The 24,644-nt window shown below is 43.6% G+C and carries 14 protein-coding genes; 6 read left to right on the forward strand and 8 right to left on the reverse strand.

Features of this window, described 5'->3' with window-relative positions:
* Positions 1–19: 19 nt before the first annotated feature.
* The gene (locus B3E00_RS06755) at positions 20–1,162 is read left to right on the forward strand and encodes a TlpA disulfide reductase family protein (protein WP_293937781.1); all 1,143 of its coding nucleotides are present in this window, start codon (positions 20–22) and stop codon (positions 1,160–1,162) included.
* Positions 1,163–1,293: 131 nt separating this feature from the next.
* Here B3E00_RS06755 and B3E00_RS06760 read toward each other — a convergent pair whose 3' ends face one another.
* The 8 genes from B3E00_RS06760 to B3E00_RS06795 form a co-directional block, all read right to left on the reverse strand.
* Complete coding sequence (locus B3E00_RS06760) at positions 1,294–2,145, reverse strand: sialate O-acetylesterase (protein ID WP_293937783.1); 852 nt, start codon at positions 2,143–2,145, stop codon at positions 1,294–1,296.
* A 71-nt stretch (positions 2,146–2,216) separates the two neighbouring features.
* Positions 2,217–3,947, reverse strand: coding sequence for an RICIN domain-containing protein (locus B3E00_RS06765; RefSeq protein ID WP_293937785.1), 1,731 nt, complete (start codon positions 3,945–3,947; stop codon positions 2,217–2,219).
* Between the two features lie 30 nt (positions 3,948–3,977).
* Entirely contained in the window at positions 3,978–5,663 is a 1,686-nt protein-coding gene (locus B3E00_RS06770; protein ID WP_293937787.1) for an endo-1,4-beta-xylanase, read from the reverse strand.
* A 23-nt stretch (positions 5,664–5,686) separates the two neighbouring features.
* Entirely contained in the window at positions 5,687–6,712 is a 1,026-nt protein-coding gene (locus B3E00_RS06775; RefSeq protein WP_293937789.1) for a DUF5627 domain-containing protein, read from the reverse strand.
* 16 nt (positions 6,713–6,728) lie between these two features.
* Positions 6,729–8,492, reverse strand: coding sequence for a RagB/SusD family nutrient uptake outer membrane protein (locus tag B3E00_RS06780; RefSeq protein ID WP_293937791.1), 1,764 nt, complete (start codon positions 8,490–8,492; stop codon positions 6,729–6,731).
* A gap of 21 nt (positions 8,493–8,513) precedes the next feature.
* Entirely contained in the window at positions 8,514–11,393 is a 2,880-nt protein-coding gene (locus tag B3E00_RS06785) for a SusC/RagA family TonB-linked outer membrane protein (protein ID WP_293937793.1), read from the reverse strand.
* A gap of 26 nt (positions 11,394–11,419) precedes the next feature.
* Positions 11,420–13,318 carry a RagB/SusD family nutrient uptake outer membrane protein gene (locus B3E00_RS06790; RefSeq protein WP_209574978.1) on the reverse strand — a complete coding sequence of 633 codons (1,899 nt, stop codon included), beginning with the start codon at positions 13,316–13,318 and terminating at the stop codon, positions 11,420–11,422.
* A 13-nt stretch (positions 13,319–13,331) separates the two neighbouring features.
* Positions 13,332–16,514: a SusC/RagA family TonB-linked outer membrane protein gene (locus B3E00_RS06795; RefSeq protein ID WP_293937796.1), complete on the reverse strand. Its 3,183-nt coding sequence runs from the start codon at positions 16,512–16,514 to the stop codon at positions 13,332–13,334.
* A gap of 441 nt (positions 16,515–16,955) precedes the next feature.
* Between B3E00_RS06795 and B3E00_RS06800 the strand changes: the two genes are divergently transcribed.
* From B3E00_RS06800 to B3E00_RS06820, 5 genes are all read left to right on the forward strand, one after another.
* Positions 16,956–21,032 (forward strand): two-component regulator propeller domain-containing protein, encoded by a 4,077-nt coding sequence (locus B3E00_RS06800; protein ID WP_293937798.1) that lies wholly within the window; start codon positions 16,956–16,958, stop codon positions 21,030–21,032.
* Between the two features lie 182 nt (positions 21,033–21,214).
* Positions 21,215–21,883: a fructose-6-phosphate aldolase gene (fsa, locus tag B3E00_RS06805; protein ID WP_209574973.1), complete on the forward strand. Its 669-nt coding sequence runs from the start codon at positions 21,215–21,217 to the stop codon at positions 21,881–21,883.
* 7 nt (positions 21,884–21,890) lie between these two features.
* Entirely contained in the window at positions 21,891–22,748 is an 858-nt protein-coding gene (locus B3E00_RS06810; protein WP_293937800.1) for a transketolase, read from the forward strand.
* Between the two features lie 28 nt (positions 22,749–22,776).
* Complete coding sequence (locus B3E00_RS06815) at positions 22,777–23,736, forward strand: transketolase family protein (protein WP_209574970.1); 960 nt, start codon at positions 22,777–22,779, stop codon at positions 23,734–23,736.
* Positions 23,737–23,748: 12 nt separating this feature from the next.
* The gene (locus B3E00_RS06820; RefSeq protein ID WP_293937803.1) at positions 23,749–24,582 is read left to right on the forward strand and encodes an alpha/beta hydrolase; all 834 of its coding nucleotides are present in this window, start codon (positions 23,749–23,751) and stop codon (positions 24,580–24,582) included.
* Positions 24,583–24,644 lie beyond the last annotated feature (62 nt).

Genomic DNA, 24,644 nt, shown 5'->3' on the forward strand with positions numbered 1-24,644 from the left:
TCAAATAACTCAAAAAACGATGAAAATTTTAAAAATTGTGCTATTCCTGTTCGCTGTTAGCCCTTTTGGGCTGTACGCACAACAAGGCGGCTTTTACATAAAAGGAACTTCACCAAAAGCTTTTAATGGTAAAAAAGTGTATCTAGATTATACAAAAGACGGATTTCCAGTCTCGGATTCATCGGCTATTGTGGATGGAAAGTTTAGTTTCAAAGGAGCTGTTGAGGAGCCTGCTTACTCCAGAATGGTGTTTGATCAGGACGGTAAAGGTAAATTGATCGCACAAAATATCGGAGATCGGTTATACTTTTATTTAGGCAATGAAACTTACAACATAGCTATCAAAGATTCGCTGCGTACTGCTGCCATAAAAGGATCGCCGCTGCATGATGCTTACGTTTCTTATTTAAAGGAAATTGGCGGTGGTTTCATGGATATCATTGATGCGGGGAATAAGGCTTTTGGGGCTGTGAAACAAGATGCTCCTGATGCCAATGAGCAGTATAAGGCTATCCATGAGCAGTTTGAAGCACGGTTTGAAACACGACGGGTTAAAGAGTTGGCTTTTGCTGCCAAAAACCCCAATTCGATCTTTGCGGTGGATGCACTTATTGATGCGGCCAATAAACGTAAGCTCAGTGAGATCGAACCGCTATTTTTAAAGCTGTCCAAAGAGGTGCGTCAAACCACGAATGGGCGACAGCTGGAGGCTCGTTTCTTAGCGGAAAGAAGTGTGAAAATTGGTCATAAAGCACCTGATTTTTCACAGCCCGACACCCAGGGGAAAATGATCAAGGTATCGGACTTTAAAGGCCAATATGTGCTGATCGACTTTTGGGCGAGCTGGTGTAGCCCCTGCCGTGCCGAAAACCCTAACTTATTGAAGGCCTACAACAAATATAAAGGTAAGGGGCTAGAAGTACTTGCAGTCTCTTTGGATGATACAAAGGGGAAAAATGCCTGGTTAAAAGCGATCAAAGATGATGGTTTGCCCTGGGTACATGTCGCAGATCTAAAGGGCTGGAGCAATGAGGCCGCGGTATTGTATGGTGTGCGTGCTGTACCGCAAAATTATTTGGTAGATCCTCAAGGAAATATTGTTGCTATCAATATCAAAGGTGAACTGTTACACCAGGAGTTGGCCAAAATTTTTGATAATTAATGGTCAGAGACGCCGTATTGTTATTCCCTTTAATTCTAAAAGGATAATATTTTTGGAAGAAATGGCAATATCGACGAGCATCTGTATCGCTGATTATGTTTTAAGGCTAGGGATTGGATTCCCTAGCTTTTTTATTTCGTTGTTTCTGTTAACAATTTAAGCATGCTTGCCGCATAGTTTTTACCCAGCTTTCGGTATCCAGCGGGGCTGAAATGCAATCCATCGCTAATCCCTTCGCAGCCTGCGGAGGATATAATATGAGCTGTCGGTACAGTGGCGGGTAAAGTTTGGATGATGCTGTTCATACTAGCGCATTTGCCACCGGCTTCGGCCGATAGGAGTTCGCCTGCAAGTAGGGGCACTTCATCTGCTCTCAAGTGCAAATCGCGCAATAGATTTTCATACACTTTTTTCACTTTATTAGGCCATTGGCGATCGCCGGTGTTGGATTCGCCCTGATGAAGTAAGATGCCTTTGATTACACCTTTCTGTTGTGCTATCTTGGCTAATGCTACAAGTCTTTGATACGGATTATTGTCATAAGCTGCAAGCATGGATTTCATCCACTCCGGTGCTTTTGCCACATAGCTGGCCGTGCTGTCTTGATCAAATAACTGTATATGACAACCACCTACCGAAACGTTGACGACACCGATCTCGATATTTTGAGGAAGATTTTCTGTAAGCGTTCTGCCAAAATAATCTGCCGGTGTAAGTCCTGTGTGGCAGCGCGCGAGCGGTGCACGGGCGGGAGCCCACTTGCCATACTGCCTTCCCAATTCGGGACAGTCTACTGCCGCAAGTACATGGAACCGACTATTGGTGATGGTATCCTGTGGTTCGAATTGGCCATGCCCCTCCATATTGGATTGTCCAAAACAAAGGTATATATGAAAGTTTTTGTCTTGGGCGAAAGCTGCTGTTCTTAAAACGTTCCCCAGCAGGAAGATGAACAGCAAGATTTTAAATGGTGTTTGTCGCATCGTGGAATTTTTTATATTTCTAAAATTAACATATTTCGCGGTAAGCACAGCTTACCGCGAAAAGATATTATTTAGTTCATTGCTATAAATTTGAATTTGAACAATTGACAGGATGTACCGTAGTAGTCCCAAAGCTGCAGGTTGGAGTTCCCATCCATTGTACAGCTGGGGATATCCCATCCGCGTGTGGCATCGACTTTTGATACGATTTTGTAATATCCATTTGCTACAGCCGTTACCTTCCATGTCTGAGCATCATTGCTGTAATTCTGCCAGAGGCGGATGGAGGTTCCGAGTGCATTGCTGTTACTGGCTAGATCAATGCAACGATTGCTCGCACTCGCTTTGGATACAAAGCGCCAATATCCGTTACCGGCATCGATCGCTACCCATCGTTGTGCATTTGCACCATTTCTAGTCCAGGGTCTGAGTACAGCACCATCGGCATCCTGACCTGATTTTAAATCAAGGACTTTGTTAGCGTCGGTTTGGAATTCAATCTCGTAAATTCCATTATTGACCAGACTAGTGACATTGCAGTTAGACATCGGATAATTGGAGGCAGCATATTGCTGAAACCATTGTTTGCTTGGTGCTGCACATGCTTCCCAATCGTTGTTGTAGGCTGTGCCACCATTGGGATCTCCTTTGTGGAGCAGATTGTCCGGAGCAAGAAGATTCCAGCTCACATTGCCGGACTGATCCACGATATACTTTAAATTTGCTCCAAAGCCATTGCCACCAGCGGTACCTGTGGAACCTGTACCGAAGGTACCATATCCTTGTGGAGCCCAGTCTGTCTCTGTAATCGCGATCGGCGCAATGTCAGCAATAGGTTTCACGTTAGTATTCCAGGCACTTTGAAAGGCTTGATAGGTATTGACACCACCCCAGTACCCTGGATATATATGTACCGCATAGCCGATGTTACCACCGGTAATCTGGTTATTGACATAGCCTTGGTAATGGGACTGCCAACCGGTACCGGGTATCCAGCATACGTTATTGGCACCGTTGTTACGGATAATATTTACCAATGGCTGGAAGAAATTTTTCAGTGCAGCGAAATGCTCGCTGCCAGTCATCCCCCAGGTACCATTTGTTCCCAATATTTCAACGGGCTCGTTGGCCAACTCAAACATCACATTGTCTGCATTCTTCAGTGAAGCGTGTTGCGAAAGAAAAGTCCATACCGTCTTAAGATAAGTATGATACGCATCGTTTACTGCAATACGGTGTGGGCATACCCCCGGCGGACGTAAGATAACATACATACCTCGGCTACGGGCGTGATTGATCAAAGGAATAATAACCTGGTTGGTGTAGGTAACCAAGCGATTATAGTTAAACCTGGAGATGTCGTTTTCAGGAATGGGCGCTCCTGGATCGTTAGTCCAATAAGGGTCGATGTGGAGACGAATGTAATTCAGGTACCAACCATCGGCTGCACTGCTGAGTTTGTCAATGACGGCTTTGTTGTAGTTGAGGGCACCTTGTACATTGTAGTTATCCCAGGTACAGTACCCTGAGTTGGCACCGTACTGACAGCCGTTGAACCATGGGCTTGGAGTAATGGCGACCCCATGAAGGACGATGTTGTTATCGCATGGATCTTTGAGGTACTTTCCTCCTACATGTAATGTTGGAGTTGGGCGAGGCCAGTTTGTAACGGCTTGCGCAGAAACATTGGATTTAAGACTTCTTTCGGATTCGCTGGTTAGCGTTTTTTCTTCCAGCCGCGAACAGCTGAAAAGGAAGGTCATTAAAAAGACCACCAGTAACCACATGTTGTTTGTTCTCATAATTTAAATATTTAAGGGTGATTAATGATCTTATTTTTTAGCTACCAATGCCTCGGCCACTGCCTGATAGGCTGGCTTTCGGACAAATCCTTCGGTCCATAAACCAATCGGCTCTCCGCGACGCCAGAATGAACTCTCCTGATCGGGGCTATCCAATGGGCTCCATATGGTAATACCGTACTGCTTATCCTTTGGAATGATTTCGAGATATTTCTCAACGACATATCTGTACAGGTCAGCTTGTTTCTTATACATTTCAGCCGTGGCATTGCTAGTCTTGATGCCATTTCCTAAGCCAATGTCCAGCTCGGATACTTTGATCACCTTACCTGTGGAGGCCAATAGATTGAACATACTGACGATATTGTCTTTGCTGGTATTGATATCAATGTGCATCTGGGTGCCGATCCCATCTACTTTAACACCTTTGCTTTCGATGTAGCTGACATACGCGATTAGCCCCTTACATTTGTCGCCACTGCCTTCTAAGCCATAATCATTGATGAATAGGAGATCGTTGGCATTGCCATATTTGCGGGCAAGCTGGAAGGCTTTTACGGCATAATCTTTCCCTAAGTAATCTTGCCAGTAGAATTCGTCATCCGCCAGATCGGTCTTTCCGATTCCGGTCTTTAAAGCATATTGGTCTGGCCAGTCGGACATCGGTTCGTTGACGACATCCCAAGCTTTGACGTAACCTTTGGTTTTTTCCAGCATACCAGCAATAAATGTCTCCAGCGCTTTGGTCAGTATGGCTTCTTTCTCTGCCGGTGTTTTTTCAATAATGTAGCCTCCCAGACTGCCATAGCCCTCACCATCTGCTGACTGTGCCCTAGTGGAGTTGTTTCCCCAGCCGCCCCAGCCATCTATATTGCTTTCAAAATCCCCGTTAGCAATCAGATTAGCTGAACTACCGGTCTTTGTGAGCACAACTTTGTCGATGAATATAGTACCGTCGTATTGGCCGAAATTGATAATAAAATTATTTCGAGCAGCAGTCGCTGTTACTTTAAGCTCGTAGGCTTTATAACTTGTGGTCAATGCCAATGACCCCATATTGTCTGCGGTATATTCGGGGGTGCTCTGCAGATCAATGCTAATATTGCCTATTTTGTTGCCCCGGGCGACGATCTTTAAGACATACTCTTTCCCCACCTCGATGGAATTAATGGCATAGGCTGTCTGTGCTTCCCAAGGGTTGACAACGGAAGGATTACTCATTTTTAAAGCATGACCAGCTAGGGCTGGCCCGTCGGAACCTGGTATTTCCACAGGTGCTATTAATTTATTGAGATAGGCCGCATTCTGTCCCGAGTGCCAGCACAGCGTATGCCCATATAAAGCCATATTGTTTTCCTGTGCGGCCGTGATAAGCTGCTCCACACGGGATAGGTTGAGGCTACCGTCTGCCTGCACAATGGAACCATGCTTCATTTCATAGCCCATGACCATTTCTTCAAAATTTCGGTTGGCTAAGCGGTAAAGCACCCCTTTATTTAAATAGTCGTTTATATTGAGCGCCACACCCAGCTTAAATCCGGGGTTGGCTTGCTTATCCAAATAACTTTTTAATGGGTTGTAGGCATTTATATCTTCTTGTGCAAGTACTTTCTCCGGTTTGTCGACGGCGTATTCCAGGGCATGATATTTGGAACATGAACTCCATACGGCGCCGAGCGAAAGTAGGATGACGATAGTTTTATTGATTTTTTTCATCGCGGTTCATAATTGATTTGATACTACTTTTTAGTGGGTGTAAAAGTTTCCATTTTGACAGATCTGTCCCGCATCACGAGGGTATCCTTGCTTGTGACACTCATTTGTGCCATATCGATCGTATAGGATAGATAAAGTGCATCTCTGTCTGCATTGCCCCAGCTATTTTTTTCGCCCCGTTTGACAAACTTTCCGGTCCCTGACGCGGATACACCCGCGCTGCCCGAGCTAACGCTGCAATTGTTATCATCATCAAAAGTTAAGTTCAGATTGACATTGATATTAACATTATCAGTTCCCTTAAAAGATAGCGGCAAAATCGACTTTTTAAGTGCTGCTGTGCTGACGCTTTTGACTTCATCTTTTTCGACATAAGCCTGGTGCCTGACAACATTTTTAGTCAAGTTGCTGTTAGCACCTTTGCCCACGATCTGGTCGGTGCCTCGGCGGAGATAATTGCCGTGCCAAGGATTGATATATTTGAGTGCATAAAAGATAAAATCTTTTGGCGCGACATCCCAATCGGATGCGATAGCCCTATTGGCTGCCTGTAAAGGAGTTTTACCGGATAAGATAGAATCAGCATTGGCAACTTTTGTCATCCTTAATGGGAGGACGTAATAGGTCTCCAAAGATTTAGGGTCGGCAAAAAATGCGTCTGTCAGCTGTACCTCTACACCGCCCGTGAGGCTACCATTTGGTATGCTGATCTGGTTGCTGGCAAGTTGGTAGTAACTGGTCGGCAAAGGTGTGATCGACTGCCCATTCGGGTAGCTGAGTCCATTTGTGAGGCTGTTGTCGACAACGAAGTCAATACGAATATCTTTCTTGTTGTTATACACGCCGCCCGTAGTGGCCATGACTTGAACCTTATGTTGATTGTCGAGGGTGTTGTCAAAGATGTCTTCGCCCAGCGTTACCGTTCTGACGGGTGTCTGATAGGCGAAGTATACCGATTGAAATTCAAAGTCTGGGAACTCCCAGTCATTATTTTTGCAAGACGCCAAGCTAACTAAGGCCATCGCGTAGAGGATATTGATCTTTTTCATCGTGTGCTTGTTAAGTTTAATTCCAACCTATATTTTGTATAAGATTACTGTATTTAAGTACCTCACTGTAGGGGATTGGGCCATAATTCATATAGTTTTCATAGACTCTATTTTCTACAGGTATTTCGGTATAGTTATTATTAGTGATGCTTATTCCCTTGGCGGCGACATTGATGTCCATTTTCCAACGGCGGAGATCCCAAAAGCGAAACCCTTCAAAGCAGAGCTCCAGTCGGCGTTCGTTTCGGATCAGCTGCCGCATTTGATCTTTATTGTTTTTTACTTGCTCGAGGTATGGATCACCATTGTTGGTGCCTACACCTGCACGCCTGCGGATAGCTTTGATGATATCGTATGCAGAGAACGTAAAGGTTCCCATGCCGGTAGGTCCCCAAGCTTCATTAGCAGCCTCGGCATAGGCTAGATACATTTCTGTCATGCGTATACGTGCGTTGAAATGCATTTGCTGGGTTGAAGATGATGGATTGAGATTGACATCCTGACGTAGGAGCTTTTTCAGGTAATACCCCGTCCGTGTGGAGGTTTCCACTTTGTTTAAGCCGTCATTTGTTGGACTATTGGCTGTTGTATTGATCGCTGTATTGCTGACCCCCGCTGTTGCTCCATTGACAATGATATAGGTTTTCAATCGGGGATCCCTTTTGTCGTAAGGATTGGCCGTATTATAGGCCGAATTGGCATCGCCAATGGGATATCCATTCTCCATGGGGAAGGCATCGACCAGGTTCTGTGTCGGGTTGAGTCGCCCTCTGCCAAATAGTGTGGGCGGAAAATGGTCTTGCTCCATACTATTGCTATTTCCTTTGTCGGTGCGCCAAAGAATTTCGGCCGGATTGGATCCGGAGGTCACGCCATCGACCACATCTTTATTGTACCAGGTAAATCCTTTAGGATCGATGCCACTGGCTCCACCTTTGGCTTGAATGACCTGTCCTGCATAGTTTGCGGCTTGTTCCCAAGTGGTTTTGCTCCCTTCACTGTATGCTGGACTTGCAGCCAGAAGCGCTGCTCTGGCTCGAATAGCTTGTGCGATGCGTTTGGTCATCCGTAGTTTAAATGTAGCGCCAAATACACGATTGTAATCATTGGCGTTTATAGATCCTGCATATTTGGCTGGAACCTGACCATCGCTAGTTATATTTTCATAATCCATTGGTAGTAGGTCTTCTGCATTTTTTATATCATCGTACAACTGTTGCATACAGGCTTCAAATGAAGCTCGAGGTTGATTGAAATCCGAATTGACGGTCTCGGGAGTCAAATGAATAGGTACGCCCAGTATTTCCCCTGTACTTGACTTGCCGGCATGTGCTTGTAGGAGATGGAACATAAATAGCGCACGAAGACCGTAGGCTTCGCCTTTCATCCGGTCGTTGAATAGGGCGCTGACTTTTGGTTCCATTGCCCATTCTACCTGATCGGTTAAGGACAGAAAATTGTTTAAATATTGTATGGCTGCGTAGCTGTTTCGCCATTGATCGAAAGGGTTGTTTATGCTTGTCCACTGTCCGGTTGCCGTTTTTAGAAAAGTATTGTTCTTGTCGTTGCTCACGGCATTGTCGGTTGCTACATCGTCAAAGCTGTAACTGTTGCTCGGAATCCGGTTATATCCATTTAGGAGCAGTCCCTGGGCATACAAAGGACGGCTATTGGCTGTTTCAATTTCGAGATTGTTCTCTAGAGCCGGCTCAAACATATCTTCGCAGGAAGAAAATAACAGGCTGCTCAGGATAGCTATCGTTAGTATTTTTTTCATCATTCTCTTTTTAACTATTCATGATTAAAATAAAGCCTTTAGACCGACGTTGAAAAATCGGGTTTGGGGCGCTTGTCCAATATTCAATTGCATGGTTTCTTTCTCTTTTGCAATCATCAACAGGTTGGATCCATTAGCATAAATTCCCAGTTCATGGATAAATTTGGAGCTGAGTATACGTTTGGGAAAATCGTAGGAAAGCTGCACTTTGGACAGATTGATACGATCGCTCTTATAAAGCCAAAAGTCTGAGCTTCGAAAGTTATTATCGCTGTTGAAAGTGGTTAGGCGTGGGTAAGTTGCGGTCTCCTTGGTCGACTCGGTCCAGCGGTCACGCACGGCCACCGAATATTTATCCTCTGCATCTACCCAAAAATATGAACTGTTTTTCATGGCCTTGGCACCGAATTGGCCTGTAGCAGCTGCAAATAGGGTAAAGTTGTTCCATTTCACTGTTAGGTTCAGTCCTAGTGTAAGTGGCGACCCCGCCCATCCGCCTTTGCCCAAATATACTTCGTCTCGTGTATCGATGGTGCCGTCTCCATTTTGATCTTTATACTTAATATCCCCTGGCTTTACTTCCCCAAATGAGGAGAAGGCCGAATTGTCGATATCGGACTGGCTCATATAAAAACCGTCGTGCTGTAAACCCCATAATGCATCGAGCGGTTTTCCGGCTCTATTTTGATAGCTAAACTGATAGAGTTCGTCCCTCTTGACTGCTTTTGTCGTATAATACATGCCATTGAAACCCAGCGATACAAAAGTTTGGTTGATCTGTTTGTTCAGATTGATGCCGAAGTCAATTCCCCGGCGTTCGTCAATGTTATAATTGATATAGGGAAGATCCGAGTAAACAGGCCAACCTGTCATGAAATACATGGGATATTGGGTTGTGGCCTGTACCAAACCGCCGCTCATACGATTAAAAAAGTAAGCGGTAGTGAAGGTGATCAGGTTATCGTAAAGTCCTCCTTCCAGGGCGACGTTAAATTCCTTGCGTTTTGGAAACTTCATGCTTGGATTGTCCCCTCTTCGTCTGTCAAAAGAGTGCACCAATGCACCATCTGCCCAGCTATACCAAGCTCCGTCGTTGTAGGTGTAATAGCCTTGATAAAGGAAATAATCGCTAATGTCCAGATCGGTGTTTAGAATACCTGCTGAAGCGGACAATCTTAACTCGTTGACGATACTACTGTTGGCGAGGAAGTTTTCTTTTGACAAACGCCAGGCAAGTGCCAGTGTTGGGGATAGGGCTTGCCTGTTTCCCTGTGGTAATTTTGCAGAGTGGCTGTAAGCGCTACTAAAGTCAACATAATATTTGCTTGAATAGTTGTAGCCTAATTGTAGTCCTAGGTTAGCATTGCTGACTTTATGATAGCTGCCGGAGGCAGCGATCTGAAATGCATTGGCCAAAAGGATTGCCGAAACATGGTGGTTGTTATTGTAGGTGCGGTTAAAGTTTAGGGAGGGATTGAGTCCGATGGTCTGCCGATAGGTACTGCCGCTGATATTCTGGATACCTGAAATGCGGTCATCGCCATACTTTGTGAGGCTACTGATTCGATCTTTTCCATCGTAGTTATTCCATGAAGCCTGATACACCGCATAATTGTTGTTGTAAGACTGGTTGTAATTTGACTGATAGTCCACGGCGAGGTTAGTTTTAAAAACAAGGCCTTGCAGTATATTTTTCAAGTCAAAATTCAAACCCGTATTAAATTGAAACTGCCGGTTGAGATAACGATTTGTGCCACCGGCATAAATATTTGCAAAAGCATTGGTTTGGTCAAGCTGACTTCCCCCCAGGAGATATTTGCCATCGATAAGAAAATTACTGTTGTTGACATAGACCATCGAGTTGATGTCTCCTTCTTCAATCATATCAATCGGGATGAGTGGGGAGAAGCGATGTGGCCGTATCGTGGCCGCTGCATCCCAATAGTTTGCATTTACTCCTTTTAAAACATAGAAACTGGCTGCTGCATCTACATTTAATGAGATGAGGTCGCTGACTTTGACATCTATATTACCGCGCATATTAAATCTATTGGCACCACCATTTTTTTTCGCTTGTCCAAAATTGAGCATAGAACCTTCTGACCAGAATCCAAAGTTGGTATAGTATTGCGCCCGCTGGTTGCCCCCCGATATTTCGGCAGTCGCATCGTAGCGGTTGTAATGATCTTTAATATAGTCCGATGAATAATAATCGACGTTAGGGTAGCGAAAGGGGGTTGTTCCAGCTGCATGCTGATAGATCGTTTCAGCACTATAAAGCGGTGTTAACCCATCATTTTGTCGGGCTTCGTTATACAATGTCATATATTCTGCTGAGCCTAAGTATTGCGGATAGCTTATCGCAGCGTTGATACCAGCATTCGCCCTGATTTTGATCTTCTGCCCCCCGGCCGTTCCACGTTTTGTGTTAATGCTGATGACGCCTTTGGCCGCCCGGCTCCCATAAAGTGCAATGGCATTGACTCCTTTTAGCACACTGATCTGCTCGATCTCTGTGGGCATCACATTGTTGGCATCGCGCGGAAATCCATCCACTAAGACCAGATAACCGCTCATTCCCCAAATATTTCCATTATAACCTGGAATAAATGCGTCGAGATTTTCTAGACTGTAGGTATTATAGCTCTTATCGAGCAATTGAGGAATATTGATGGTCTGCACATTGCCCATGAGATCATTTTTATGAACTTTGCGGAATGCGACTTGTACAATTGATGTACTATCTGCGCCGCTACTGTCTGGACTTGCGACTGTCAAAAATTTCCGGAATATATTTTTATCTGTTATAGCGTTTGGATCATGTGATGCTTTGGCCATTCCTTCAGTGGTGGCGATCGAGCTTAATCCAAGACATAGTGCTATCGTTAATTTTTTGTACTTCATTTTTTGAATGATTAAATGAAAACTTGTTACCAGCCTGGGTTCTGATAGAACTCGGGATACATACTGACATCTCTGACTTTTAGTGGCAACCAGTAGTGTTTGCTCGTGAATTTGCGCTCCAAAATGATATTCTCTTGAATATTGACGACGCGATTTTGAGACGGATCTTGGTTGTTAAATACGCCTGCTCGATCAAAGGAAACCGCTTTTTTTAAGGTGTAAGGCGCTTCGGTCAATAACAACCAGCGGCGCAGATCATTAAAGCGGTGCCCTTCGAAAGAAAGTTCGACAGCACGTTCGCGGCGTAACTCGGGAAGCAGGGATTCGGCAGAACCGAGAAACTTACTGTCCACATGTCCCACGCCAGCCCGGTCGCGTACGATATTGATTGCGTCGACCGCAGTTTTACCATAATTATCTGCTTTGCCCGTAGCCGAATTGGAAGCCATCATGGCAGCTTCTGCATACATCAGATAAACATCGGCAAGGCGCATGTAAGGGACGTAAATATGGAGCGTGGTTCCGTAACTATAAGCTTGGTCATATTTATTGGCTGTCAAAGGGATAAATTTACGTAAGACGTAGCCTGTCTGACTACCGGTACGGGTATCTCGATAGCTTCCGCCTGTATATAGGTTGGCATTGCGGTTTTTTTCTTCTGATGCGGACATGTTGCCCTGAACTACTTTTGTGCCGTCAAAGATGATATCCTTATAAAAACGTGGATCCCGATCTTTCCAAGGATATTCGGCATTATATCCCGACTCCGAGTCGGACTTAGTAATGTCCTTTATCGGTAAACCGCTTTTCATGCCATAGTAGTCAACATAATTTGCGGTTGGATTGAACTTAAGGTCGCCATCTCCGACCTCCAATGGGATATATTGTTTGCTCGTCCCCCAGTTAGATGCCCATGCATCAATGTAAGGCCCTCTAAAAATAGCTTCTGTGCTGCCGGGCATGGCCCAGTTTTGTCCGGTAGTATAAAAGTTTAAATGGATATTCGCTAGCGGTACCAGCGCATAATTTGTCTGGCCGCTTTCGACCAGAGAAAGCAATTCGCCAAAGGCTTGGGCGGCTTTTTTACAATAATCGGCGTGATAGGTTTTACTTCCTGTAGACTGAAAGTTCATCAACGGACTACCTGCCCAAAGGTAGTTTTTGCCAAGGTAGGCCAGTGCCATGATCTTATTGATGCGCAACTGGTTTTTACCCAGCGTACGTTTTCCGGCAGTAGTATTGTCCCAGTCGATGGGTAAAAGGTTTGCCGCTTCCCTAAAATCGGCTGCGGCAAGATCTGCACAGGCCTGATAGCTCAGTCGTGGTAACCGGAGCTTTTCGTCGCTCGGAAGTACATAATTAATGTAGGGCATACCGCCAAAATATTCCATCAGCCGGTGGTGAAACCAACCTCGGAAAAATAACAATTGCCCCTTGATCAGATCCTTTTCTTCTTGTGTTGCTTCGGTCAGTTTATCGATGTTTTCTAAGCCTAAGCTTATTTTGCGAAGCCCAAACCATGAGGCGCTCCATAGGTCGCGGAAGGCACGGTTGGCGAATACATCGTCGTTTTTGGTGGTGAAATCACCCTGATCCATCCAACCGGCACCCCAACCATCAAAGTCTCTTTGCCAACCCCAAAAATTACCTTCGTCTATTTTGTTGACGAAATGAAAATTGTTTGCTGTGGAAGTTATTTCATCTTCGCCCCAGTTCCAGGAGTTGGTCCAGTAGTTGTTGCTGAAATTGACTACACAGTTATACAGCTCTTCGGTGTACCCCTGGAAGTTTATAAAATTTTTAAATGCTTCTTTGGATGATACGTTGGACTGCTCTTCTTTATCTAGATATTTATTGCAGGAGAGTAATGATGTGGATGACCACAGCACACCAGTTATAAAGATTACCTTGAAATATTTTTTCATCTGTCTAATTGCTTTAAAAAGTAATGTTTGCACCTAGATTAAACCGTTTTACAGTAGGATATGCTCCTTGGGAGGCCCAGCCTGTACCGGCATAATTGGATTCTCGGTCATCGGGCATTTTCGACCAGAATACCAAGTTGTTGCCGTTTAGGAATAGGCGCAGATTCTGTAGCCCCATGCGCTTGATTACGCTCGATTCACGATTAAAATTGTAGGCTATTTCAGCGGTCTTTAATCGAATGTATGAGCCATCAAACATATACCTGTTGCCGGCGTTATAACTGCTCGGTTGCGATAGCCAGCGTGGGAGTGGCACATCGGCATTGATATTATCCTTTGACCAATAGGAGCCTTCATCGTAGGCCAGATTAAGCTGTCCCGAGAAACTATTGAAGACAACCTGCCGGGTGACATTATTGACAGCATACCATTGCGTCATGACACTGAAATTTTTCCAGTCGAAGCCAATTGTACAGTTGTATGTGTTTTGGGGAACCGAAGGAAAGGCATAAGGTATATTATCCTTGGCATCAATAATACCATCACCGTTATAATCCAAGATGTGATAATTACCGGGAAGCTTTGCAAGGTCATTGCTTTCGTGAATGGTGCTGCCATAAAGTTCGTCCCAAGTATTGTAATATCCCGAGCTCACGTAGGAATAGGTTTGATTTACCTGTTTGTTATCCGGTTTCTGATATTCTGGTAGCAATTCAGCTGCATCAGCATTGATGACTTTATCCTTAGCATGGGTAAAATTAATATCAGCCCATATTCTCCATGCGGTATTGAGTTGCTTATTAAATTTAAGTTCGACTTCATAACCTTTATTTTCTATCTCTCCAAGGTTGGCCGTTGGGGCCTCAACACCAAAATAGGATGGAATCGACCGTCCGCTACCGGTAATAAGTACATTCGTCCTATGATCTTTGAAGAAATCTACCTTTCCGGAGATTTGTCCATTGAAAAGTCCAAAATCTACACCGAAGTTTAGCTTCTTGACTTTTTCCCAGCGGATATTTGGATTTCCCAGTATATTTTCTTTATACCAGATGTACGGACTGGTATTTCCATCGGAGTAGGAGAACCGACCGTCGACACCCATTCCTGAAGTACCGCCATAAGCCCATTGCGTAAGATAGAGAAATTGCCCACCACCACTGTCGTCACCAATATCACCATAAGAACCACGCAGCTTTAACATACTCAAAAAGGATAATGGTTTTAAAAACTCTTCTTCTGAAACTAACCAACCAATACCTCCTGAGTTAAAAAAAGCAAATCTATTTTCAGGTGCGAATTTTTCTGAACCGGTATAAGCACCGTTATATTCGAGCATATATTTGTTTTTATAGTTGTAGGTTGTGCGGAATACCCAGTCTTCCCGATAGGAGGGAATAGTACTGCCTCTTCCGTATTGATTACGGTTGACTAATCCCATAGCCGAAATATTGTGGTTTTGAGCAATGGTAGTTGCATAGTTTAATTGCAACTGATAAAATAATCTTCTATAAGTGAGTCTGTCGTCAACAAATCCTGCTCCTGTTGTCCAGTCAATCCCTTCCACAAAATCAAATCTATTGGTGCCATCGAAAGGGATCTGGTAAGTCGGAAGTCCAGTTTTGGGATCTATCCACTTGCTCTGTGTGTTATTATTCGCGTCGTTGATACCGCGGTTGGCTTCCACAAAGGTGTTGTCCAGTGACAGCGTTCCACGCACATTAAGTCCTTTTGCCAAAAATTTGAGGTCCTGTTCTAGTGTAAAATCTGTTGTGATTCGGCTTGTGGTTGTATACTCTGTTCCACTGATGGCCAGTACACGTGCGGAGTTTATTCCCGCATTCGGATTTGGCGCATTGAATCCCCAGGTACCATCCGAATATCGTGGATATATTACATCGGGAGCTACGGTGTAGGCTGCAATCCAATAGGAATAATTGTTGCCGCCGCCAAATGGACTTTTTCGGACACCACGGGAGCCCGCTAGATTTGTTGAAAATTTGGTCGTTGGCGTAAGCTGGAAATCCAGATTCGAGCGCACATTAAGGCGGTTGAAGCCATAGCCTGCTTTATAACCCCTGGCGTTTTCAAATTGGCGGAACATATCGCCTTCATAGAGGTAATCCGCGTTAGCAAAGTATTTGACAAATGGGGTGCCACCGGCAATATTAATACTGCTGTTTTGTGAAAACGCTTGACTTCTAAAGAGTTCCTTCGCCCAATCGGTATTTACATAGCGTTCTCTTTCGGTTTGATCTACCGGAAAACGATATTTATTGATAATATCCTGCGGTGAATAATCGGCCCAACTTGTAGGGTTGATGCCCAATTCATACTCAATCACCTTATTGCGTAGCATCAATGCATCATAAGAATCCATTTTGCCTGGAAGCTGGGAAACGGTCTTTACAATGTTGTTGACGGTACCCCTTATCATCATTTGTCCTTCTTTACCCCGCTTAGTGGTAATTAAAATAACGCCGTTTGCCCCTCTAACACCATAGACAGCAGTTGCCGAGGCATCTTTTAGTACAGAGATTGTTTCAATAGAACTGATATCTACCGCGGATAACGGCCTTTCCACACCATCGACCATCACTAAAGGGTCGGTATTATTCCACGTGCTTCGGCCGCGGATCACGATACGAGGATCCTCTTCACCAGGCATACCTGTACTTGCAGTGGTAATTACGCCCGGTAGATTGCCTGTCAGTGCGGCACCTACGCTGGAAACACCTCCTGCGCGCTCAAGAATTTTACCGGAAGTCTGCGTAATAGCTCCTACAACGGTTTCCTTTTTCTGACGACCGTACCCGACAACTACCGTTTCTTCGATTTCGATTGACTGATCGGTTAACTGTACTTCAATGGTGTTTTTATTGTGGATATCGACTTCTATTTTGCCATATCCTAGCTTAGAAACAGTCAACAAAGTATTATCTGCCGGGACCTGGATTGTAAAAGCTCCATTATCATCAGTAGCCGTGGCCAGCGATGTGCCTTTTACCCGAATGGATGCACCGCTCACTTTTTTATGGTTACTATCGACGACAATGCCCTTTATCTGTCTTTTGGCCTGTGCAAAGAGTGTTGCTTGCCCCACGTAAAGTAGGAAAAGCAGTAAAGTGAATGGTTTAGCTATACCCCATAGCTTTTTCCAACGCCTTACTCGTGTGATTTTATATGTAATCATCATCGCATTTTTGGATTGATAAATAGGTTGAAGAATTATTGGTTAAATGTTCTTTAATTGGCGTGATACTTTTGTATCCCTATCCCCTTAGCTCATATTGATAGATATGAGGGGACAGTCAAGGATCATCAGATACTGTCATAAATTGTATATTATAATTGGTTAAATTCTCTATTATAACTGTTTCGCAACCGGTTGCATGGTTGAGATGCAATTTCCAACACTAGGAGATGCCTTTCAAATCAGTTTATAATTGTAAATCAAAGCTAGCCAATGTTAAATTTTTTGGATAGCAAGAATGTTTAAATGAAGGAAAATAATGTCAAAAATTGCCATCCATACAGCATAAATAATCGTTTCGACTAGTTTAGTAGGTATTAATTTGATAATTTAGTTGACAGTTCAGCATCGATTTTCTGTGCTGCAGATTACACACCTAAATATATGATACGGACATTACTGTTATTTACTTGGCTGTTGTTGACGTTTTTTTCTTATGGGCAAAACCAACCCGTAACCTTTCAACGCTATTATTCGAAGGACGGCCTTTCTTCCAATACTATCTATAGCATCTGTCGTGACAGTTATGGTTTTCTTTGGTTGGGAACAGAGGATGGACTTAATCGCTTCGACGGACGTCATTACAATGTATACCGGTATGACGCCAATAAGGAGAATAGTTTAATGGCTAACCATATTTCTGCGTTAAAGGAAGACAGAAAGGGGAGGATATGGATTGGTACGAACGGTGGTGGATTGAGTTATTATGATCGGGAAGCCGACCGAATTCGCTCCTATAATCTTACGCCTGATGGTAAATGGGTGAGTACTGCAATCAATTCGATTGACCAGGATGCGAATGGAAATATTTGGATTGCTTCTTACGGTGCTTTATATGTTTTGGATGTAGATAATCTACAAAAGAAGATGGATCCCACCTATAGATACATTTTGGAAACGTTTGCTGGTAAAGTAACGGGTTGCGTATTCCGGGATAGAAATAACAATATGTGGGTATCGTCGGAGAACGCAATATTCCGTATATCAGCAAACTTAAAGACCATAAAGCGTTTTGAGGTTCTTTCGGAACAGGATGGTTATGGAAATGGTATTGATATTACTTCCATTGTGGAAGATGATAAAGGCAGGATTTGGATGGGATCTATGCTAGGACTTAAATATTTGACGCCTGGAGATACCGAATTCAAGAAATTTAAATCGGAGGTCGGAAAAGGAGCGTTGAGCAGCCCCCGGGTTTATACCTTGTGCTATAATCAAAAGCAGGAATTATGGATCGGAACGGATAATGGTCTCGATGTATTGAATACCAATAATTTTACCGTTCGGACCTTCAAGCCGGACCCAAGTAATGTCCATAGCCTTTCTCATAAATCGATACGGTCGATTTGTATGGATAGCAGCGGGATCTATTGGATTGGTACTTTTCAGGGTGGCTTAAATAAGTTTGATACCAATTTAAGCCAGTTCAGCTTAAAAAGTCTTGACTTTTTGGAAGGAAGGAATGGCGATCCGGCCATCGTAACCTCGTTTGCTGCTTATCAAAATAAGATCTTTTTGGGAGTTGATGGTGGTGGTATTTGGAAATATGATCGAACAGCTGATCGATTGTCACCTTTTACACTTTCTGCTAGCCTGCCTAAAGATCTTACGGTACTAGCCTTGGAAAGAAAGCTCGATCAACTTTGGATCGGTACTTATCAGCAAGGGGTGGTTTGTTATGATTTCAATTCTGGAAATGTCAAACGATACACCGTTGGCAATAGGACAGACAACTTAAATAATAACGACATCTTTTGTTTAAAAGTTGACTTCCGGGGAGACACCTGGGTTGGGACAAATGGAGGTGGTATAAACATCATCCAAAAGGGAAGCGGGATTGTCAAAAAATACAAGCGAGCGGAGCCGTCAGATGATGGGATCGAGTTGCCTGGGAATTTTATACGTGCGCTGGCGGAAGATGAAGAACATAACATGTGGATAGGTACCTATGGATCGGGTCTAGTGATGTACGACCCTATTAAACGACATACTATAACTTATGATAAAGCAAAAAGTAAGCTTCCAAGCAATTATATATTAGCTGTACATACCGATAAAAAGGGGAATTTGTGGGTCGGAACAAATGGAAATGGGGTGGGTTTGCTACGAAAAGGGAAGACATTGTTTGAAACTCTTTCCGAGAAAGATGGTTTAGTGAATGGCGCGATCCAGAGTATTATTGAAGACGATATGGGGCGGATTTGGTTTTCGACGAATAAAGGATTGAGTTGTTACTCTCCGACAAATAATAAGTTTAAAAACTATTCAAATGCCGTAGGATTACAAGAAGGGGCTTTTATGCTTGGAGCATCGTTGAAAACAGATGATGGTGAAATTTACTTTGGCGGTCAGAAGGGTTTTAACCATTTTTATCCTGCTCATTTAAAAACGAATAGTAATCCTGCCAGGGTCGCACTAACGGATCTAAAAATTGACAATGTGGTTATTCAACCTTCAAACAAAGGTCCAATACAACAATCGCTCTTGACTGCGGATCGTATCAACCTGAAGTATAAGCAGAATTTTTCCATTTCTTTTGCTGCACTTAACCTCACCGTGCCCGAAGATAACCAATATGAGTACCGCCTTGTCGGTTTTGACAAAAACTGGATTCGAAACGGAAAGGAAAACAGCGCCTATTACACTAATTTAGATCCTGGAGATTATGTCTTTGAGGTACGTGCAAGTAACAATGATGGCATTTGGAACAGGGAAATTAAATCGATAGCTATTCACGTTGCACCACCATTTTGGCGTACAATTTATGCTTATTTATTTTATGTGTTTGCCTTTGCTGGGGTACTTTTGTCTATCAGGCATCGAGGAATTCAAAAGTTAAAGCAAAAATTTGCGCTGGAGCAGGAACGTATTCAGGCGAGGCAGCTTATTGAACAGCAAAAAAGAGATGCTGAGACCAAACATCAGTTGGATGCGATGAAGATCAGGTTTTTAACCAATTTGAGTCATGAATTTCGCACACCAATCTCTTTAATCATGGGACCCATCGATGCGTTATTGGCCAAAAGTAAAGATAACAAACTGGGCGATCAGCTTAATTTGATCAGCCGCAACGCCCGCCGGCTATTGAATTTGGTCAATCAGTTACTCGATTTTCGTAAAATGGAATACCATGAGCTAAAATTGCAGGACGAGGATGGTGAATTGGTGTCGTTTGTACAGGAAGTATACCGCTCCTTTCAGGACATGGCTTTACAAAAAGGTATAGATTATTCCTTTATTCCCTGTCAGGAAAAATTGTATTGCCGTTTTGACCGCAATAAGATTGAACGTATTTTATTTAATTTAATCTATAATGCCTTTAAATTTACAAAAAAGGGCGGGGATATCGCCGTAAGTATAACAATGGCAAATATGGTCGACAAAAAGCTTCATGTCAATCTTGAAGTTCGTGACACAGGTATCGGTGTTCCGGAGGAGCTTCAAAAGTCCATATTTGAAAGCTTTTTCCAATACGATAATGAGGGTAAAGTGGCAAGTCAAGGTTCTGGAATTGGGCTATCAATTGCCCAATCATTTGTTCAGATGTACCGTGGTGAGATTTCTGTAGACAGCCAACCGGGCAGCGGCAGTGTCTTTAAATTTGATCTGTGGTTGGATCAGGCTGAACCGCAATATGAAGAGGTGCCCGATTGTGAAGCGATAACGGCGGTACAGCCAGCTGAACTTAGGCAGAGTCCACTAGTACTGATTATTGAAGACGATGAAGATTTTAGGTATTATCTCTACGAGTCCTTAAAAGAACATTATCAAATTATTGAAGCTACTAACGGGAAGGACGGCTGGCAAAAGGCGCTTTTTCATCATCCCGATCTCGTGGTGAGCGATGTTCAGATGCCTTATATGAATGGTATGGAATTTTCTCAGAAGCTTGCCCAGGATAAACGGACAAAACATATCCCGGTCGTTTTACTGACTGCTTCACATGTCGATAATGGACTTGTCTGTGGCCTTGAGTCGGGAGCAGTCGGTTACCTGACTAAGCCCTTTGATATGGATGTATTAGTCGCTAAGGTTAACAGCTTGTTGCAGCTAAATCAGGCGTTCAAGGAAGTCTATAGTAAACAGGTATCTATTTTGGCTCCCGAAGTCACTATAGAATCCGAAAAGGATAAATTTTTACAAAAGGTACTCAAGTATGTCCACGATAATGTTGACAATCCACAATTATCGGTGGAAGCGTTAAGTGCTCATACGTTGATGAGCAGAGCCTCCCTGTATAACAAATTATTGGAACTTACGGGTATGTCACCCGTAGATTTTATCCGTTCAGTAAAATTAGAAAAGGCTGCGAGCCTGTTAGAGAAAAGTGATAAGTCTATTTCTGAAATTGCCTATGAAACGGGATTTGCCAATCCAAACTATTTTACAAAAGTCTTCAAAGCGAAGTATCAGATGACGCCGAGTGAATATATTCAATCGCAGAAAAGCGCGTCTGTGTGAGCGGTATATAATAGTTGTTAAAAGGTTGTTTTAGATTATTTTTTGAGAAGGGTATGCTGTTTTAAACATTTTTACCCTTCTTTTTTTTATTTGTTGCAATCCTATCTACCTGAAAACAATAGTTTTGTCTTATAACCAATCGCTAGGGAGCTAGCGAATACAAAACTAATCAACTAAAAAAAATGAAATTTTTTATCGATACAGCAAGTCTTAGTGAGATTCGCTTGGCTCAGAATTTAGGTGTCCTAGATGGTGTAACGACCAACCCTTCGCTGATGGCAAAAGAGGGAATTGCAGGAACGGTTCATGTTCACGCACATTACAAAGCTATCTGTGATATTGTAGACGGTGATGTAAGTGCTGAAGTGATCTCAACTGATTACAGTTCAATGATTGAAGAGGGTAAGCTCTTGGCGGCTTTAGACAATAAGATTGTGGTTAAGGTCCCGATGACCGAAGATGGTATTAAAGCGATCAAATATTTTAGTACTAAGGGAATTAAGACCAACTGTACCTTAGTATTTTCAGCTGGTCAGGCGCTCTTAGCCGCTAAAGCCGGAGCAACCTATGTGTCACCTTTTGTGGGCAGGCTGGATGATATATCTGTCGATGGGCTGGCACTGATCCGCGAAATACGGACGATATTTGATAATTACGCTTTCCCAACCCAGATTCTTGCGGCTTCGGTACGCCACAGTGCGCATATTCTGGGTTGTGCCAAAATAGGCGCAGATGTGATGACAGGGCCCTTGCAGGCGATCTTTTCACTATTAAAACACCCGTTAACGGATAGTGGACTAGCGCAATTTTTAGCTGATCATAAACGCGTTGCTGCGCAAAGTAACAATTGAGATGGTCATGACAAAACATAGTATACATAATTTAGAAGCTATTGTTAAGCAGGTACGGAGAGATATAATCCGAATGGTGCATGGATGCCAGTCAGGACATCCCGGAGGATCGTTGGGTTGTACCGAATTGTTGGTGTGCTTATACTTTGAGTTGATGCAGAGAAACGACCATTTTGACTTGGACGGCATAGGAGAGGATCTATTTTTCCTTTCCAATGGACATATATCTCCCGTTTTTTACAGTGTTCTTGCACGGGCAGATTATTTTCCGGTCGATGAACTTTCCACCTTCAGAAAACTCAATTCACGCCTTCAGGGACACCCCACGACGCATGAAGGACTTCCTGGTATTCGTGTTGCTTCAGGGTCTTTAGGACAGGGGCTTTCTGTCGCTATTGGTGCTGCACAGGCTAAAAAGCTAAACCATGACAATCATTTAGTTTATGCATTGATGGGGGATGGCGAATTACAGGAAGGCCAAGTATGGGAAGCGGCTATGTATGCCGCGCATAACAAAATGGACAATTTGATTGCCATTGTAGATTACAATGGCGCTCAGATTGATGGCGCTACCAATGATGTGCTTTCGCTGGGCGATCTACCGCGAAAATGGATGGCATTTGGCTGGACCGTTATTGAAATTATGCGAGGAAATGATATTGAATCGGTGATTTCGGGACTTCGAAAAGCTCAAGCTTCAACTGGCGTAGGCATGCCAGTAATGGTGTTGTTACATACGGAAATGGGGAATGGCGTCGACTTTATGATGGGTTCACATAAATGGCATGGCATTGCTCCCAGCGATGAGCAACTAAGCTTGGCCTTAAATCAGAATGCAGAAACATTGGGGGATTATATCGCCTAATACGCAAAGGATTTTGAAATAGATTAACATGAAAAAATATACATATACAGAGTCAAAAGACACGCGTTCGGGATTTGGAGCCGGTTTGCTTGAAGCAGGAAAGCAGGACGAAAATGTGGTCGCACTATGTGCCGACCTGATCGGTTCGCTAAAAATGAACGATTTTATCAAAGCCTTTCCTGAACGCTTTTTTCAGATAGGGATTGCAGAGGCAAATATGATGGGAATCGCGGCTGGACTTACCATCGGTGGAAAAATACCTTTCACAGGAACGTTTGCTAATTTTTCAACTGGGCGAGTATACGACCAAATTCGGCAATCAATTGCTTATTCGGATAAAAATGTAAAAATAGCAGCTTCGCATGCTGGTCTGACGTTGGGTGAAGATGGAGCAACCCATCAGATATTGGAAGATATCGGATTGATGAAAATGCTTCCTGGAATGACTGTTATCAATCCTTGCGATTATAACCAGACGAAGGCCGCGACACTAGCTGCTGCTAAACATAAGGGGCCAGTTTACCTGCGATTTGGTCGTCCCGTGGTGCCGGTTTTTACGCCCGAAGATCAGGAATTTGTGATTGGTGAAGCCGTGATGCTGAATCCAGGCACTGCAGTGACTATATTGGCGACAGGGCATCTTGTGTGGGAAGCCATCCGTGCGGGCGAAGAGTTGGAAACTTTGGGTATTGACGCCGAGATCATTAATATCCATACCATCAAACCTTTGGATGAACATGCGATACTGAATTCTATTGCTAAAACCGGATGTGTCGTTACCGCTGAAGAACATAACCGTATCGGTGGACTTGGCGATAGTGTCGCACAATTGCTGACAAAGAAAATGCCGAGGCCCCAGGAATATGTGGCTGTGGATGATAGCTTCGGTGAATCGGGGCCACCGAGTGCATTGATGGATAAATATGGCTTGAATGCAGACGCAATCGTAGCAGCTGCGCTGCGGGTACTTAAAAGGAAAGAGATGTAAATCAATTATAATATGAAAAAGATAATTTGCACACTATTGTGTGTTTTCTCCGTCAGCTTAATCGCTCAAGCGCAGCAGGCTGCTCCACAAGGATTTGATCTTGAGCGAGCATTGGGCTCAACTGGAAAAATAGATTCCATAGTTTATCCTTCAAAAACTGTTGGAGTAATGAGAAAAGCCTTAATCTATACGCCGCCTGGATATAATGCTGCAAAAAAATATCCTGTAATGTACTTGCTGCATGGAATAGGTGGGGATGAAAGGGAATGGTTCAGACATGGAACCCCGCAGGTTATTTTCGATAATCTATATGCCGAGGGAAAAATGGAACCCATGCTGGTGATTATGCCGAATGGCCGCGCTATGCAGGATGATCGAGCTGGTGGTAATGTGATGGCACCTGATCGGGTTGCAGCGTTTTCGACTTTTGAACAAGATCTTCTCAATGACCTTATTCCCTATGTTGAACATCAGTTTCCCGTTATCAAAGATCGCGAACACCGAGCGATTTTTGGATTATCGATGGGGGGCGGCCAGTCGCTGAATTTTGGACTGGCTCATATGGACACGTTCGCTTGGGTAGGAGGCTTTTCTTCTGCACCCAATACGAAGATGCCACAAGATTTACTCCCTAATCCACAAGAAGCTAAAGACAAACTAAAACTACTGTGGATATCCTGTGGTGATCAGGATGGCTTGCTTCATATTAGTAAACGTACGCACGAATACCTTTCGCAAAATGGGGTGCCTCATATTTATTATCTGGAGCCTGGAGGACATGATTTCAATGTGTGGAAAAATGACCTTTATAATGTTTCGCAATTGCTATTTAAAAATAAAAAATAAATCCCCTTTTAAGTAGGAATAAACTAGTACGCATTTTGCCTGTCTGGGGTTAACGTGGATAA

The organism is Sphingobacterium sp. UBA5996, from assembly GCF_002429765.1.
In the GTDB taxonomy this organism is placed as follows: Bacteria; Bacteroidota; Bacteroidia; order Sphingobacteriales; family Sphingobacteriaceae; genus Sphingobacterium.